15 protein-coding genes are annotated in these 14,972 nt (G+C 68.9%); 7 read left to right on the top strand and 8 right to left on the bottom strand.

Features of this window, described 5'->3' with window-relative positions:
• Window positions 1-3: 3 nt before the first annotated feature.
• Window positions 4-582, bottom strand: a complete 579-nt coding sequence (locus G6N60_RS22505) for a TetR/AcrR family transcriptional regulator (RefSeq protein WP_163741414.1) — start codon at window positions 580-582, stop codon at window positions 4-6.
• A gap of 231 nt (window positions 583-813) precedes the next feature.
• Between G6N60_RS22505 and G6N60_RS22500 the strand changes: the two genes are divergently transcribed.
• The 3 genes from G6N60_RS22500 to G6N60_RS22490 are packed head-to-tail and all read left to right on the top strand — an operon-like array spanning window position 814 to window position 4,991.
• The gene (locus G6N60_RS22500; RefSeq protein ID WP_163741412.1) at window positions 814-1,248 is read left to right on the top strand and encodes an MmpS family transport accessory protein; all 435 of its coding nucleotides are present in this window, start codon (window positions 814-816) and stop codon (window positions 1,246-1,248) included.
• Window positions 1,245-4,154: an MMPL/RND family transporter gene (locus G6N60_RS22495; protein WP_163741410.1), complete on the top strand. Its 2,910-nt coding sequence runs from the start codon at window positions 1,245-1,247 to the stop codon at window positions 4,152-4,154. The genes G6N60_RS22500 and G6N60_RS22495 overlap by 4 nt, the downstream gene beginning before the upstream one ends.
• A gap of 9 nt (window positions 4,155-4,163) precedes the next feature.
• Window positions 4,164-4,991, top strand: coding sequence for an SDR family NAD(P)-dependent oxidoreductase (locus tag G6N60_RS22490; RefSeq protein ID WP_163741408.1), 828 nt, complete (start codon window positions 4,164-4,166; stop codon window positions 4,989-4,991).
• Between the two features lie 6 nt (window positions 4,992-4,997).
• Here the strand turns inward: G6N60_RS22490 and rnhA are convergent, their stop codons facing one another.
• From rnhA to G6N60_RS22470, 4 genes are read right to left on the bottom strand one after another with little or no spacing between them, the layout of a single operon-like run.
• Window positions 4,998-5,465, bottom strand: a complete 468-nt coding sequence (gene rnhA, locus G6N60_RS22485) for a ribonuclease HI (RefSeq protein WP_163741406.1) — start codon at window positions 5,463-5,465, stop codon at window positions 4,998-5,000.
• A complete protein-coding gene (locus tag G6N60_RS22480) occupies window positions 5,462-6,094 on the bottom strand; it encodes a VOC family protein (protein WP_163741404.1) in 633 nt (210 codons plus the stop codon). The genes rnhA and G6N60_RS22480 overlap by 4 nt, the downstream gene beginning before the upstream one ends.
• Window positions 6,091-6,810, bottom strand: coding sequence for an alpha/beta fold hydrolase (locus G6N60_RS22475; protein WP_163741402.1), 720 nt, complete (start codon window positions 6,808-6,810; stop codon window positions 6,091-6,093). Before G6N60_RS22475 ends, G6N60_RS22480 begins: the two co-directional genes overlap by 4 nt.
• Window positions 6,807-8,201, bottom strand: a complete 1,395-nt coding sequence (locus G6N60_RS22470; protein WP_163741400.1) for an NAD(P)-binding protein — start codon at window positions 8,199-8,201, stop codon at window positions 6,807-6,809. Before G6N60_RS22470 ends, G6N60_RS22475 begins: the two co-directional genes overlap by 4 nt.
• 45 nt (window positions 8,202-8,246) lie before the next feature.
• Between G6N60_RS22470 and G6N60_RS22465 the strand changes: the two genes are divergently transcribed.
• The gene (locus G6N60_RS22465) at window positions 8,247-8,984 is read left to right on the top strand and encodes an acyl-[acyl-carrier-protein] thioesterase (protein WP_163741398.1); all 738 of its coding nucleotides are present in this window, start codon (window positions 8,247-8,249) and stop codon (window positions 8,982-8,984) included.
• Between the two features lie 97 nt (window positions 8,985-9,081).
• On the opposite strand, the gene G6N60_RS22460 is transcribed toward G6N60_RS22465, so the two are convergent.
• A complete protein-coding gene (locus G6N60_RS22460) occupies window positions 9,082-10,311 on the bottom strand; it encodes an MFS transporter (RefSeq protein ID WP_163741396.1) in 1,230 nt (409 codons plus the stop codon).
• A 135-nt stretch (window positions 10,312-10,446) separates the two neighbouring features.
• On the opposite strand from G6N60_RS22460, the gene G6N60_RS22455 reads away from it, so the two are divergent.
• Window positions 10,447-11,640 (top strand): ROK family transcriptional regulator, encoded by a 1,194-nt coding sequence (locus G6N60_RS22455; protein ID WP_163744380.1) that lies wholly within the window; start codon window positions 10,447-10,449, stop codon window positions 11,638-11,640.
• Here G6N60_RS22455 and G6N60_RS22450 read toward each other — a convergent pair.
• Together G6N60_RS22450 and G6N60_RS22445 are read right to left on the bottom strand one after the other, a co-directional pair.
• Entirely contained in the window at window positions 11,624-12,499 is an 876-nt protein-coding gene (locus G6N60_RS22450) for an LLM class flavin-dependent oxidoreductase (RefSeq protein WP_163741394.1), read from the bottom strand. The genes G6N60_RS22455 and G6N60_RS22450 overlap by 17 nt on opposite strands.
• 75 nt (window positions 12,500-12,574) lie before the next feature.
• Complete coding sequence (locus tag G6N60_RS22445; RefSeq protein ID WP_163741392.1) at window positions 12,575-13,813, bottom strand: diiron oxygenase; 1,239 nt, start codon at window positions 13,811-13,813, stop codon at window positions 12,575-12,577.
• Between the two features lie 117 nt (window positions 13,814-13,930).
• Here G6N60_RS22445 and G6N60_RS22440 point away from each other — a divergent pair, with 117 nt between their 5' ends.
• Window positions 13,931-14,329, top strand: a complete 399-nt coding sequence (locus G6N60_RS22440) for a phage holin family protein (protein WP_163741389.1) — start codon at window positions 13,931-13,933, stop codon at window positions 14,327-14,329.
• 45 nt (window positions 14,330-14,374) lie between these two features.
• Window positions 14,375-14,968 (top strand): (2Fe-2S)-binding protein, encoded by a 594-nt coding sequence (locus tag G6N60_RS22435; RefSeq protein WP_372510976.1) that lies wholly within the window; start codon window positions 14,375-14,377, stop codon window positions 14,966-14,968.
• The last annotated feature ends 4 nt before the right edge of the window (window positions 14,969-14,972 follow it).

Below are 14,972 nucleotides of genomic sequence, written 5' to 3'. Positions count from 1 at the left end.
GCGCTACCCCGCCGCGGGCTCTTCAAGCGGTGCGAGGATTCGGCCCGACACGTCGAGCAGCGCGCCGCGCAATTCGGCGTCCTCGACGTCGGCCAGCTCGGGATCGGTGGCGGCCTTGCCGATTCCGGCGAAGAACACCGAGGAGGCGACCCGGTGGGCGACGTCCGGGTCGGGCCCGTCGAGCAGTTCGCGCAGGCCCACGGAGATGGCCTTGAGGTCGGCATCGTTGAGCACGAGCTGATCGATGGCGGGGTCCTTGTAGAACATCACCGCCAATTGCCGGTTCCTGACGGCCATTTCGACCAATCCGCTCACGGCCACGGCGCGCCGCTGACGCGGATCGGGAAGCGCCTCGGCGATCCTGATGACTCGGGCCGCGTCCTCCATGGACGGACGAATCACCTCGAGGGCGATGTCCTCCTTGGAGTGGAACTGGTAGTAGACCGCGGCCTTGCTGACCCCGATGCGGTCGGCGATCATCTGCAGCGAGGTGCCGTGGACGCCGTGCTCGGCGAACAACGCCAGCGCGGCCTCCAGTACGCGGCCGCGGGCGGCGCCACGCGGTGCCGTGGGTCTGGCCAACCGACCGCCCTCCCCCCGCGCATCGAAGTCGCGACACGAAACAGGCCCCGCGTCCACGATGGGGCTGATCGAACGAGTTGAACGTACATGACATTAGAGTTAGCCGTTCGGCTTGCCCGACACCGGCAGACCACCTAATGTTTGATCGACTAATCAATCGTTTCGCGCCGCGGCGTTCCCACGGCGTCACCTACGCCGCGGCGAGCGCGATCGATGCAACGGAGGGCCTCAGTGGTCGGGATTCTCAAGCGGGGCTGGATACCGCTGCTCATCGTGGTGGTGGCCGCCGTCGCCGTCGTCGTGGTGTACCGCGTGCACGGCTACTTCGGCTCGAACAACGAGGTCACCCGTCCGGGCGCCGGGCTGGCGCAGGACGCCGCGCCCTTCAACCCGAAGGTCGTGACCTATGAGGTCTCAGGAATGGAAGGCGCCGTGGCAACCATCAACTACCTCGACCTGGATTCGAATCCGCAACGGGTCGACAACGCGCCTCTGCCCTGGTCGATCACGCTGACGACCACCAAGCCGTCCGCCGGTGCGACCATCATCGCCCAGGGTGACGGCAGCAGCATCAGCTGTCGCGTCATCGTGGACAACACGGTCCGCGACCAGCAGACGTCGACGGGCGTGAACGCGCAGACCTCCTGCCTGGTGAAGTCGGCATGAGCACGACCGACCCCAGCCTCGACGCCACGTCCCCGGCCGAGGCCACGACCCACCGGGCCCGCATCCCGCACATCCTGCGCATCTTCTGCGTGCCGGTCCTGCTGGGTTGGCTCGCGCTGACCGCACTCCTGAACGTCGTGGTGCCCCAGCTGGAAGTCGTGGGGGCGGCGAACTCGACCTCGCTCACGCCGAACGACGCGCCGTCGCTGCAGGCGACGAAGTTGGTGGGCCAGCTCTTCCACGAGTACGACTCCAACAGCTCGGCGATGATCGTCCTGGAGAGCGACCAGCCGCTCGGTGCGCAGGCCCACCAGTACTACGACGGTCTGGTCGCCGACCTGGAGAAGGACACGACCCACGTCGAGCACGTCCAGGACCTGTGGAGCGACCCGCTCACCTCGTCCGGGTCGCAGAGCGCGGACAACAAGGCGACCTACGTTCAGCTGTACATCGCGGGCAACCAGGGCGAGACGCTGGCCAACGATTCGGTGCAGGCGGTGCGCGACATCGTCGCCAAGCACCCGCCGCCACCGGGGCTCAAGGTCTACGTCACCGGACCCGGACCGCTCAACGCCGACCTGCAGCACGCCGGTGACAAGAGCCTTGCGCTCGTCACCGCGTTGACCTTCGGCGTCATCATCGTGATGCTGCTGCTGGTCTACCGCTCGATCGTCACCGTGCTGTTCGTGTTGTTGATGGTGGTGCTCGAGTTGGCGGTCTCGCGCGGCGTGGTCGCCTTCGCCGGTTACTACCACCTGATCTCGCTGTCGACCTTCGCGGTGAACCTGCTGACCCTGCTCGCCATCGCGGCGGCCACCGACTACGCGATCTTCTTCGTGGGCCGCTACCACGAAGCGCGCAACCTCGGTGACGACCGCGAGACCGCGTTCTACGTCATGTATCACGGCACGGCTCACGTCGTGCTGGGGTCCGGGTTGACCATCGCGGGCGCGACGCTGTGCCTGCACTTCACCCGACTGCCCTACTTCCAGAGCCTGGGCATCCCCCTGGCCATTGGGATGTTCGTGGTGACGATGGCCGCGTTGACCCTGTTGCCGGCCCTGTTGACCGTCGCCTCCAGATTCGGCCTGCTGGAACCGAAGCGCCAGACCAAGACCCGGGGGTGGCGGCGCATCGGGACGGCGATCGTGCGGTGGCCCGGACCCATCCTGGTGGCGTCGACCGCGGTCACCCTCGTCGGTCTGCTCGCTCTGCCGTCCTACACCACCAGCTACGACGACAAGCGCTACATTCCGGCCGACGTCCCGGCCAACGTCGGGTATGCCGCTGCGGCCCGCCACTTTCCGCAGTCCCGGCTCAACCCCGAGGTGCTGATGCTGGTGGCCGATCACGACCTGCGCAACTCCACCGACATGCTGATCATCAACCGGGTCGCCAAGGACGTCTTCCACCTGCCCGGCATCGCCCGCGTGCAGACGATCACCCGGCCGCTCGGCACGCCGATCGACGGCACCTCGATCCCGTACATCGTCGGCCAGCAGGGCGTCAATCAGAAACTGGGACAGTCCTATTCGCAGGCGCGGACCTCCGACCTGCTCACCCAGGCCGCCGACATCGCCAACCAGATCGGGATCCTGCGCCAACAACTGCAGCTGCAAAAGCAGAGCGCCGCCGCCACGCAGGAACAGACCAACGACCTCAAGCAGACGGTCGCCGTCACCAACGACCTGCGGGACAACATCGCCAACTTCGACGACTTCTTCCGCCCCATCCGCGCTTACTTCTACTGGGAACCGCACTGCTACGACATCCCGGTCTGCTACACCATCCGGTCGCTCTTCGACGCGCTCGACGGGGTCGACGAACTGTCCGATCTGCTCCAGCAGACCACGGTCAGTCTCGACAAGCTCAACGCGCTGCAGCCCAAACTGCTGGCGCTGCTGCCGCCGCAGATCGCGAGCCAGGAGACCAACCGCAACCAGATCCTGACCAACTACGCGACGCAGGAGGGCCAGCAGAGCCTGCAGGACCGCCAGCAGTCGGACCCCAACGCGATCGGCCGGGCGTTCGACGACTCCAAGATCGACGACTCGTTCTACCTGCCGCCCGAAGTGTTCGACAATCCCGACTTCAAGAGGGGCCTCAAGCAATTCGTGTCACCGGACGGCAAGGCGGTCCGGTTCATCATCACCCACCAGGGCGATCCCGCGACGCCCGAGGGCATCTCGCACGTCGACGAGATCAAGAACGCGGCGTTCGAGGCGATCAAGGGAACGCCGTTGGAGACCTCGAAGATCTATCTTGGTGGCACCGCCGCGACGTACAAGGACATGCGCGACGGCTCCAACTACGACCTGATCATCGCCGGGATCTCGGCGCTGTGTCTGATCTTCGTCATCATGCTCATCATCACCAGGGCCGTCGTCGCCGCACTGGTGATCGTCGGCACGGTGGCGCTGTCGCTGGCCTCGTCCTTCGGGCTCGCAGTGTTGTTGTGGCAGCACATCATTGGCCTCGAACTGCACTGGCTGGTGCTGGCGATGTCGGTCATCATCCTGCTGGCGGTCGGGTCGGACTACAACCTGCTGCTGGTGTCGCGGTTCAAGGAGGAACGCGATGCGGGCCTCAAGACGGGCATCATCCGCGCGATCGCCGGCAGCGGCAGCGTGGTGACCTCCGCGGGTCTGGTGTTCGCGTTCACCATGATGTCGTTCGCCATCAGCGATTTGAAGGTCATGGCTCAGGTCGGCACCACCATCGGGCTCGGCCTGCTCGTCGACACCCTGGTGATCCGGTCCTTCCTCACCCCGTCGATCGCCGCGCTGCTGGGTCGATGGTTCTGGTGGCCGCAGGTCATTCGGACCCGACCCGCCCGCCGGGTGCGCCCGCTGGTCTCGGCAGCCGGTCCGGGCGCCCGCGACGACGACCCGCCGGGTGCGACCTAGGCTCCGGCGGTGACGCGCGCGACGCTCGACCGGGTCGCCTACGGGCCGTGGGCGCTCGTCGTCGGCGCCTCCGACGGCGTCGGCGCGGCGTTCGCGGAGGCCGTCGCCGGCAGCGGTATCGGCGTCGTCCTGCTGGCCCGTCGTGGCGAGGTGCTCGACCGCGTCGCCGATGGCATCCGGAGTCGCACCGGCGCCGAAACCCGGGTCCTGGTCGTCGATCTCGGCACGCCGGATGCGGCGAAGTCCATCGTCGCCGCCACGTCCGACCTCGAGATCGGACTGCTGATCTACTGCGCGGGCGCCGACACCGACTACCAACCGTTCCTGAGCAATTCGATCGACGCCGCCGAGACGATGCTGCGGCGCAACTGCCTGATCCCCATGCAGCTCAGCCACCACTACGGCCGGGCGATGGCGCAGCGCGGGCGCGGCGGGATCGTCATCCTGAGTTCCGGTGCGGCATTCGTCGGGGCGCCGAACATGGCCGTCTACGGGGCGACCAAGGCGTTCGACATGATCTTCGCGGAGTCCCTGTGGTCCGAACTGCGGGGGCACGGCGTCGACGCCCTCGGCGTCGTGCTGGGGGTGACGGACACGCCGTCGCTGCGCCGCACGCGCGAGCAGCGCGGGCTGGCCGGCGCGGACGAGCCGGTGCCCGGGGCGACCGCGCCCGAGGAGGTGGTCCACGCGGCGTTCGCGGGCCTCGGCAGGGTCCCAACGGTGATGGCGGGCAAGCAGATTCGTCGCGGGGCGCGGTTCATCACGCCGATCCCGCGCAGTCTCCTCGTCCGCATCATGGTGCGGGCGAGTCGCCGCGCGATGGGACCGGACGAGTAAGCACGCTCACCGCGACGCGGCGATCGCCTCCTGCAGGCCGCGGGTCGCGAGGACGTCGGCCAGCTCGTTGTCGGGCACGCCGGAATGCCCCTTCACCCAGAACCATTCGACGCGGTGGCGCGCGCACGCCGCCTGCAGCCGCTGCCACAGGTCGACGTTCTTCACCGGCTGCTTGGCCGAGGTCAACCAGCCGTTGCGTTCCCACCCCATGACCCACTTCGTGATGCCGCTGCGGACGTACACGCTGTCGGTGTAGAGGTGGACCACCACGGGCCGCTTCAGCGCCTCGAGCGCCATGATCGGCGCGGTCAGCTCCATGCGGTTGTTGCTGGTGGCACCGGGCTCGCCGCCGCACATCTCGCGGACGTGCCCGCGCTGGCGCAGCACCGCACCCCAGCCGCCGGGGCCGGGATTGGGGCGGCATCCGCCGTCGGTGTGGATGACCACGGGCTCGTCGAGGGGCTCGGCCGTCATGGGCCGAGGATAGGTGCCGAGATGAACGCCGTCCGAACCGACATGCCGTACTCGCGGTGGTGCAGCGTCATGATGCGGCGCCCCGGCTGCACGGCGTCCTTGACGCGTGTGGCGCGGTCGCCGTAGAACGCGGCCGTGGCGTCGACGTCGGCGACCACGTAGGTGATGCCCCAGAGGTGCGACGGTCCGTCGTCGGCCGCGTCGGGCGAGCCGACCACCTCGACGATCACCTCGCCGAACCGGAAGAAGACCTGGCGGACACCTCGGCCGCCGATCTCGGCGTCCCGGTGGCGCCGCGGCTGGGCGCCGACGCCGGCGAAGGCTCGCAGCGTGCGGTCGAGGTGGGGTGACAGCAGCACGACGTGGTCGATGGCCAGGACGCCGTTCGGGTGGGTGCCCGGCGCGCCCGCATCCGGGTCCGCGCGCAGGGTGGGGATGCCGTCAAGGGTGGTGTCGGACCCGTCCGGCAGACCGCGCAGCGACCAGCCGAGGATGCCGGCGCCGCGACCGGTCGGTCGGATCGCGACGCCGCCGACGCGGCAGAGGTCGGGCGACTCGACGGTGAACCCCGCCGAGGTCCACGCCTGCGCCGGATCGCCGACGTCGATGGCGGTGACGGTGAGGCTCATCGAGCGTCCACGTGCTCGCGCACCAGTCGCGGATAGCGTTCGCGGTCGGGGCGGAAGACGTCGTGGGGAGAGTCCTCGAACTCGACGAGCGTTGCGTCGGGGTAGAGCCGACGGTAGCGCGCCCAGTCGTCGTCGGGGACGATGACGCTGTTGCCGCTGCGCACCGCCAGCAGCGGTATCTGCAAGCGGGCCAACGGTTCCCACAGCTGTCGGTCGCGGGCCTGCCGGAAGGTCTGCATGGCGGCCCCGGCGTCGAGGCGGTCGCGCACGGGCGTGCCACGCCAGCGGCCGTCGACGAGTGTCCGAGCCTGCTCGTCGGTCAGAGTCTTCTCCTCGGGCACGTAGTCGCCGATCGAGATCGTCCTGGCGCGGCCGGGATGCTCCACCGCCCAGTGCACGGCGTAGGTCGTGCCCCGCGAGAACGTGACGACGTGTACGGGGCCGTCGGTCACCGCGTCGACGACGGCGCCGACGTCGCCGCTGCGGTCGGCGAGGGCATACCCGGTCGCGGGTGCGCTGCTGCGGCCGTGGCCGCGCAATTCCACGACGATCGTCCGACGGCCGAAGACCGGCAGGATCTCCGCGTAGTCGGCGGCCACGTCGGTCATGCCGGGCACGAACACGATCGGGGCGCCGCGGTCGTTACCGCCGGAGTCGAGGTAGTGGAGGCGGACGCCGTCGTGGGAGACGTAGCGCGAGAGCGGCGTTGGAGTCATGCCGGACCGGCGGCGGCGAGCAGCGCCTCGAGCTTGTCGTTGGATTCCCGTAGCCCCTTGCCCACCATGCCCAGCAGTCGGTCGCGACTGCGCGGGCGGGCCAGCATCGGTGCGAACATCTCGCGCAGCAGGTTCAGCCGCGACGTCGCGAGCCAGTCGAGCAGTTCGGGGTCTGCGAGCCAACGGATCTCGTTGCGCTGCTCGGCCAGCGTCATCGTCAGCCAATCGAGGTCGGTGCTGGGGTGCGGCACCGGTGCGCACAGTGCGTTGCGCGCCGCGTCGTCGGCGCGGCGGTTCTCCAGATGGGCGATGAGGGCCGCGCTGAACACCTGCTGGCAGCCGCGGACGCTCTGCAGGGTGATGCGGTCGCCATCGAAGACGTCCACGGTGGGGCGGCGCTCGAGGCCGTCGGCCGTGCAGTCGACGTACAGCGCGGCCGGCGGCGCGGAGACCGTGCCGTCGGCGAGTTCGATTGCGCCACCAGCGATTCGGAGGACGTGGCCCAGCCGGACCACGTCGCCGATGGTGCGCAGCCGCGTCAGCTCGGCGCGCGACACCGTCGCGCACCGGTACCTGGTCGGACGCACCGAGGGATCGAGCCGCAGTAGGTTGCCGCTGGCTTCGAGCCGGGCGAATAGATCCTCGATGGAGGTGGCGTCCGAGATGCTCTGCAGCCGAGCGGCGAAGCTCGCCTTGAAGCGGGGGAGGAAGTCCGCTCCGGGCTGGATGTTCTCGCGGTCGAGGAACCAGGAGTCGCGCGGCATCACCCAGGTCAGCCGCTCGGGCGCGATGCCGGCGTCCAGCGCCCACAGGCAGGCGTCGATGCCCGTCTTGCCCGCCCCGATCACGATGACGTGCTCGAAGTCCCCTGCGAGAGTGGGTAATTCGTTGGGTGGCACGCACGTGACGCCCTCGGCCACCTCGTACTCCGGCGGACGCATCGACGGGACGACCGCCTGCAGGCGGGTGGCGTCGACGAGACGGCGCGCCACCACCGCGGTCGTCTCGCCGTCGCGACCGCGGATGCGTCCGTCGCCGAGGTACTCGCTGTCGGGCAGGTAGGTCACGCGCCCGGTGGGGAGGAGGTCGTGGTTCATCACGCGGTCGAAGTACGCGCACACCTCGTCACCGGTGGCCAATTCGTGCAGTCCGGCATTGCCGCCGGACGTGTCGAGCCGGCCGCTGCCGAGGGGGCGCGAGTTGACGCCGTAGTAGGCCGAGGGCTGGTGCAACCGGACGAAGGGATAGGCGCGAATCCAGTGACCGCCGGGACGGGGACCGCGATCGCAGACGACGATTCGCGCGTCGCCTTCGCTGACCAGCGTGTCGGCGAACGCCAGGCCCATGGCCCCCGCGCCCACGACGAGGTAGTCGGTCTCGATGGTCCGCACGTGCGGACCCTATCGAAGACCAGGCCATGCGTTACCGTCGGTTCCGTGCAGGAGCCGCTGAGCCCGGTGCCCGACCAGGGGTACGTCTTCCGAACCGGCTGGCGGTTGCTCACCAGCGACGTCGATGCGAGTCTTCGGTTGCGGCTCGACGGGGTGGCGCGCAACGTCCAGGAGGTCGGCGCCGAGCACCTGAACGACTGCGGGTATGCCGACGTCCACCCGCATTGGATCGTGCAGCGCACGGTGATCGACGTCCTCACCCCGATCACGCTGCCCAGCGACATCGTCTTCCGGCGCTGGTGTTCGGGGATCTCGACGCGCTGGTGCTCGATGCGGGTCCGCCTCGACGGGTCCGACGGCGGTCGGATCGAGACCGAGGGCTTCTGGATCAACATGAACGAGGACACCGCCACGCCGTCGCTCATCTCCGAAGGCCTCTTCGAACGGTTTGCGACGACCACCGACGACCGTCGGCTGAAGTGGCGGCCGTGGCTGCCCGGGCCGGCCAGCTCGGAGTCGGTGACGCCATTTCCGTTGCGCCACACGGACATCGACCTCTTCAAGCACGTCAACAACACGATCTACTGGCAGGGCGTGCACGAGATCCTGGCGCAGTACCCCGACGTGGTGTCGGCGCCGTACCGGGCGGTGGTGGAGTACCGCAAACCCATTCAGCCGGGCGAGCCGGTACGGATCCACTCCGCCCTCGGCAACGGCGAGGTGCGACTGTGGTTCGTCGTCGACGACGAGGTCCGCGCGGCCGGACTGCTCGCCGCGCTGTGACGCTCAGCCGGCGTAGGCGAGCTGTCGCGTCCGCCGCCACGGCCGCCAGGCGAAGTCCAGCCGCAGGCCGAGGACGTGCAGGTGCACGTGCCAGGTGTCAGCGTCGCGCATCGCGCGCTCCCGTCCAGCGCTGCAACAGCACCGAGATGGTGAGGACGCCGAGACCGGCCACCGCGAGCCCGGCACCCGAGGCGGCGGGGGCGGTGTAGCCGTACCCGGCGATCACGAGACCGCCGATCCAGGCGCCCGTCGCGTTGGCGATGTTGAGCGCGGAGTGGTTCAGCGCGGCCGCGAGCGTCTGGGCGCCGTGCGCGACGTCCATCAGCCTGGTCTGCAGCGCGGGCCCGATCGCCGAACCCGATGCGCCGATGAGGAACAGGCCGAGCATCGCGGTCCACGGATCGTGGGCGGCCCAGACGAACAGCGCCAGCACGGCGGCCAGCGCGGTGAGCGAGGCGTAGAGCCCCTTGATCACCGAGACGTCGGCCATCTTGCCGCCGACCAGGTTGCCGACCACCATCCCGATGCCGAACGTCATGAGCCCGAGCGGCACCATGGCGCGGGACACGCCGGAGACGTCGGTGAGCGTCGTCGCGACGTAGGTGTAGACCGCGAACATGCCGCCGAAGCCGACCATGCCGGTCAGCAGCGCGAGCCAGACCTGAGGCCGGCGCAGCGCGCCGAGCTCGGTGAGCGCGCTGGTGACGTGCATCGCGCGCAGGTCGGGCACCCAGTGCCAGATGGCCACCAGGGTGGCCGCGCCGATGACGACGACGAGTGCGAACGCGCTGCGCCAGCCGAACGTCTGACCCAGGAAGGAGGCCATGGGCACGCCGAGCACGGTCGCCAGGGTGAGACCGCTCATGACGTGCGCGACGGCCTTCGCCCGGTTCTTCGGACCCATGAGATGGGACGCCACCAGCGCGGCGACGCCGAAGAAGGCGCCGTGCGGAATGCCGGAGACGAAGCGGGCGGCCATCAGGGTTTCGTAGCTGGGTGCCAGCACGCTGGCCAGGTTGCCGATCGTGAAGACCGCGATCAGGCCCAGCAGGAGCCGCTTGCGGGGCATCCGCGCGGTCAGCGCCGCAATCACCGGCGCGCCGACGACCACGCCGAGCGCGTACGCCGAGATGACGTGCCCGGCGATGGGCTCGGTGACGCGCAGGCTCGAGGCGATCTCGGGCAGCAGGCCCATGGCGACGAACTCGGTGGTGCCGATGGCGAAACTGCCGATGGCCAGCGCCAGCACGGCGAGCCACCGCACGGACGGGGGCGGTGCCACGACGGACAGCGGGACGGAGGTGGGTCGTTCGAGTGAGCTGGTCACGCGTCAACGGTAGACGTACTTACGCCCTTCCTCAAACCGACTTTTGTCTTCTGGGACACAAAAGTGGCATGGCTTACGTTTCTCGGGTTCAATCGAACCGTGTCCAGCAAGGGTGAGCGGAGCGACGCCGGCAACGTGAGCAGTGCCGGCAGCAACGTCGGCACCGCCACCGTGGGGGACGTCTTCACCCTGATCCGGGATCGTCGCGACGTCACGCGCACCGAACTGGGCCATCTCACCGGGCTGTCCCGCACGGCGATCGCGTCGCGGGTCGCCGCACTGACCGCGCTGGGCCTGGTCGTCGAGCGCGAGCAGGCGCCGTCGACCGGCGGCCGGCCGCCGACGCTGCTGTCGTTCGACGCCGCCGCGGGCATCGTGCTGTCGGTCGCGGTCGGCATCAGCCGGACCCGGCTCGCCGTGTGCGACCTGGCGGGCGAGGTCCTCTCGATCGGTGACATCGATCAGGAGGTCGCCCTCGGGCCCGACGACCTGATGCCCGACGTCGTCAAGCGGCTCGACGTGATGCTGCAGGACCATCCCGGCGTGCCGATCTACGGCGTCGGTCTGAGCCTGCCGGGAACCGTCGACCGCGAGCGCGGATGTAGTCGCGACTCGCCGATCCTGCGCGGTTGGGACGGTGTCGAGCTGCGGCCGTACTTCGACGAATTGCCCCGGCTCGCGGGCGTTCCGGTGGTCCTCGACAACGACTCCAACGCCATCGCGGCCGTCGAGAGCCAGGGCTATGACGACGTGCTGGTGATCAAGGCGTCCAGCGGCCTCGGCGCGGGCATCGTCGCCGGCGGGGTGCTGCAGCGCGGCGCGGCGCAGGCAGCCGGGGAGTTCGGGCACAACAAGATCGCTGCGGCACAGGGACTTCCGTGTCGCTGCGGAGATACCGGATGCGTCGAGGCGATCGCGGGCGGCTGGGCGGTGGTGCATGCGCTGCAGCAGCAGGGGCATTTGGTGCGCCACCTGCGCGACGTGGTCGAGCTCGCCCACGGTGGCGACGCCGAGGCGCGCCGGATGATCAGGGACAGCGGCCGTTACGTCGGGGAGGTCCTCGCGTCGGCGGTGAACCTGCTCAACCCGGCCATCGTCGTCGTGGCCGGGGACATGGCGGGCGCCTACGAGATCTTCGTCGCCGGATTGCGAGAGACGTTGTACGGCAACGCCACTGCGCAGGCCACCCGCACGCTGGAGGTGGTGCCCGCGGCGCACGGCGCCAGGTCGGGCACCGTGGGCGGCGCCGTCATGGTGCTCGACGAGGTGCTCAGCGCCCGCGCCGTCGACGAGTTGGCCGCAACCCGATCGGTCACGCCTTCGCGATGACGTTCTCCGCGAACCACTCCAGGTTGCGGATCTTGGCGTCGAGGGGCTCGGTGTCCTGTCCCATGATGTAGGGGATCCGGAAGCCGACGATGACGTCGGTGACGCCCTTGTCCTCGAGCCGCTTCACGCCGTCGAGGGTGAAGCCGTCGACCGAGATCACGTGGATCGCGAACTCGTCGGCCAGCCCGATCCGCTCCTCCTCCTCGCGGAACTTCGCGAGCTTGGCCAGTAGCGGATCGAGTTCCTCCGGGTCGCCACCGCCGTGCATCCAGCCGTCGTTGCGGGCGGCACGGCGCAGAGCGGCGTCGGCGTGGCCGCCGATCAGAATCGGCAGGGGCTTCGTCGGCGCCGGCGTCATCTTGAACCGGGGGAAGTCGTAGAACTCGCCGTGATATTCGAAGTAGTCACCGGAGGTCAGACCGCGGATGACGTCGATGCACTCGTCCATCCGCTTGCCGCGCTTGGCGTACGGCACGCCCATGATCTCGTAGTCCTCGGGCCACGGGCTGGTGCCGACGCCGAGGTTGAGGCGGTTGTCGAACATCGCAGCCAGCGACCCGGCCTGCTTGGCGACCAGGGCCGGCGGGCGGATGGGCAGCTTGAGCACGAAGACGTTGAACTGCAGCGTGGTGGTGACGGCCGACAGCGCGCCGATCAGCGCGAAGGTCTCGATGAACGCCTTGCCGTCGAGGAACTCGCGATTGCCGTCCTCGGTGTAGGGATACTTCGAGTCCGACACCTCGGGGTAGGCGACGCTGTCGGCGATCGTCATCCCGTGGTATCCAGCCTCGTCGGCCGCCTTGGCCAACGGGACGTAGTACTTCGGGTCGGTCATGGCTTCCGCATAGGTGAACCGCATGAGCCGAATACTAGAACGTGTTCTAGTTCGTCGTGGGGCATCTCGCAATATCGGCGCGGAAGCCGTCCCGCGGCGTCAGGCGAACGGGGGAGCGCCCTCGCCCACGATCGAGTAGGTGCCCCAGGGCGTCTTCTCGGTCAGCCGCGCGTCGCTGATACGCGCACCGATGGCGAGCGTCACGCGCGGCGTGCGGAGCACGTCGTCGGGTAGCGCCTCGAAAACCGTTCCACGCCAATGGTATCGACCGTCGGTGGGGTCGAGGTGTCCCATCAGGCGGACGCGCACCGCGTGGTCGGTGCCACCGACCCGCAGGGTGGCCGGACCGTCGTACGCGTCATCGCCCGCGTCGTCGGACGGGGCGGGAATAGCAGCGGGAGCGGGGGACGCCGACGGGGTCGCCGGCAGGAAGTGGCTGCGGCGCCACATGCGGCGCGCGATCGGACCCATCAGCCCGACCTCCTCGAGGAACGCCGCCAGCGGCGCGAACCCGGAGATCTGGACGTCGTGGCGGTGCGCACTGGCGCGCGCCAGGTCACGGCTCGCGCCCCCGGGCAGCCCGACGCGGCGGTACTGGGCGGGATTGCTGAACAGGTGCCGGAAGAAGTAGCCGCCGACGCCGTGCAGATTGGCCACCCACAGCCGCTGCCACCACGCCATGTCGCCGACGTGCTTGCGCAGACCGTCGCGGGCGAACTGAATGTGGCGGGCCTCCTCGGTGACGTGAATGCGCATGAGCCGTTGCACGGCGGGCTGCAGTTGCGGGTCGTCCATCATCTGCCGCTGCAGCGAGTCGAAGATCTCCTCGCCGACGAGCGCGGCCACCCATAGCAGCGGCCCCTTGAACACCAGCGGCAGTCCGTTGATGATGACGCGCTGAAAGCGCTTGGGCCGCATGGGCTTGGCGCCCACCTTCTCGATGGTCCTGCCGAACATCACCATGTGGCGGGTCTCGTCGCCCATCTCGGTGAGCGCGTAGTGCGTGGCGCGGGCGGTCGGATCCGCATGCATCAGATCGCGCAGCAGCGCCTGGTTGAGGATGTTCTCGAACCAGATGCCCGCCGACAGCGTGTTGACCAGTTCCTGGCGCGAGAGTTCGATCTGCTCCTCGCGCGTCATGGCGTCCCACGCCGGCGTGCCGTAGAGCGACACCGTCTTCGGCGGCAGGAAGAACTTGTCGGGTTCCAGCGGTGCGTCCCAATCGATGTCGACGATCGGCTCGTAGGACTTCTTGACCGAACCGCGCAGCAGGCGCTCGGAGAATTCCTCACGGGTGGGGTTGCCGGCACGGCGGACGGCTTCGGGGGACAGCGTCATCGTCGACAGCCCTTCGCTGGGTGGTGCCCCAAAAGTAGGTGACGCCACGGGCAGTAGTCAATACCCCGGGTACCGCATACTCACGGTTCCGCCGACGGGGCATGGCAGGATCGGCCCGTGCGCCCGTTCCTGTTCCGCGCGGCCGTGACCGGGGTGGCGCTGTGGATCGTGACGAGGATGGTGCCCGGCATCGCGTTCATCGGCGGTGACTCGCCGCTCGCACGGGTCGCGATCGTCTTCGCCGTGGCGGTGGTCTTCGGCATCGTCAACGCCGTCGTCAAACCGATCGTTCGGCTCATCTCGACGCCGCTGTACATCGTGACGCTCGGGCTCTTCCACGTCGTCGTCAATGCGCTGATGCTGTGGATCACCGCGCGCGTCACGCAGCGGACCACCCACTGGGGCCTCTACATCGACGCATTCTGGTGGACGGCCATCAAGGCGGCGATCGTGCTGTCCGTCGTCGGCTGGTTCCTGTCGCTGGTGCTGCCCGATGGCAAACGAACCCGCCGTTAGCTGCGCGGACCGCGGTCGATGGCGAGTCGGCGTACGCTCGAAAACGTGGCCTCCGAGATCAATCGCCGCACCTTCGTCGGCGCCTCGATCACCGTTAGCGGGGCCGTCGCGGCCGCATCGATTGCCGCCGGGTGCGAAAGCGACACCAAGACCGACGCTCCGCCCGCCGAGGGCCAGACGACGCGCGTCCACCTGCGCATCAACGGCGAGGAGAAGGACGTCGACGTCGACACCAGGACGTCGATGCTCGACATGCTGCGCGAGCGGGTCGGGCTGACCGGCACCAAGAAGGGGTGCGATCAGGGTGCCTGCGGCGCATGCACCATCCTGCTGGACGGCAAACGGGTCAACTCCTGCCTGACGCTCGCGGTGATGCACGACGGCGCCGAGGTCCAGACCATCGAAGGCGTCGCGGACCACGGTCGGCTGCATCCCCTGCAGCAGTCGTTCATCGACACCGACGCGTTCCAGTGCGGCTACTGCACCTCGGGTCAGATCATGTCCGGACTCGGTTGCATCGCCGAAGGACACACCGGCTCTCCCGAGGAGATCCGAGAATGGATGAGCGGCAACATCTGTCGCTGCGGGGCCTACACCAACATCGTCGCCGCCGTCGCGTCGGCCGCCAAGGAGGCGTGAGCCG

It is taken from the genome of Mycolicibacterium madagascariense (genome assembly GCF_010729665.1).
GTDB classification, from domain to species: Bacteria; Actinomycetota; Actinomycetes; order Mycobacteriales; family Mycobacteriaceae; genus Mycobacterium; species Mycobacterium madagascariense.
The sequence above is the reverse complement of the archived record's forward strand: the minus strand, read 5'-3'. Positions and strand labels throughout refer to the sequence as shown.

Coding starts and splice junctions, on each gene's coding strand:
- G6N60_RS22495 (WP_163741410.1), top strand. CDS start 1,245: ATGAGCACGACCGACCCCAGCCTCGACGCCACGTCCCCGGCCGAGGCC.
- rnhA (WP_163741406.1), bottom strand. CDS start 5,465: ATGACGGCCGAGCCCCTCGACGAGCCCGTGGTCATCCACACCGACGGC.
- G6N60_RS22480 (WP_163741404.1), bottom strand. CDS start 6,094: ATGAGCCTCACCGTCACCGCCATCGACGTCGGCGATCCGGCGCAGGCG.
- G6N60_RS22475 (WP_163741402.1), bottom strand. CDS start 6,810: ATGACTCCAACGCCGCTCTCGCGCTACGTCTCCCACGACGGCGTCCGC.
- G6N60_RS22450 (WP_163741394.1), bottom strand. CDS start 12,499: ATGCGGTTCACCTATGCGGAAGCCATGACCGACCCGAAGTACTACGTC.
- G6N60_RS22445 (WP_163741392.1), bottom strand. CDS start 13,813: ATGACGCTGTCCCCCGAAGCCGTCCGCCGTGCCGGCAACCCCACCCGT.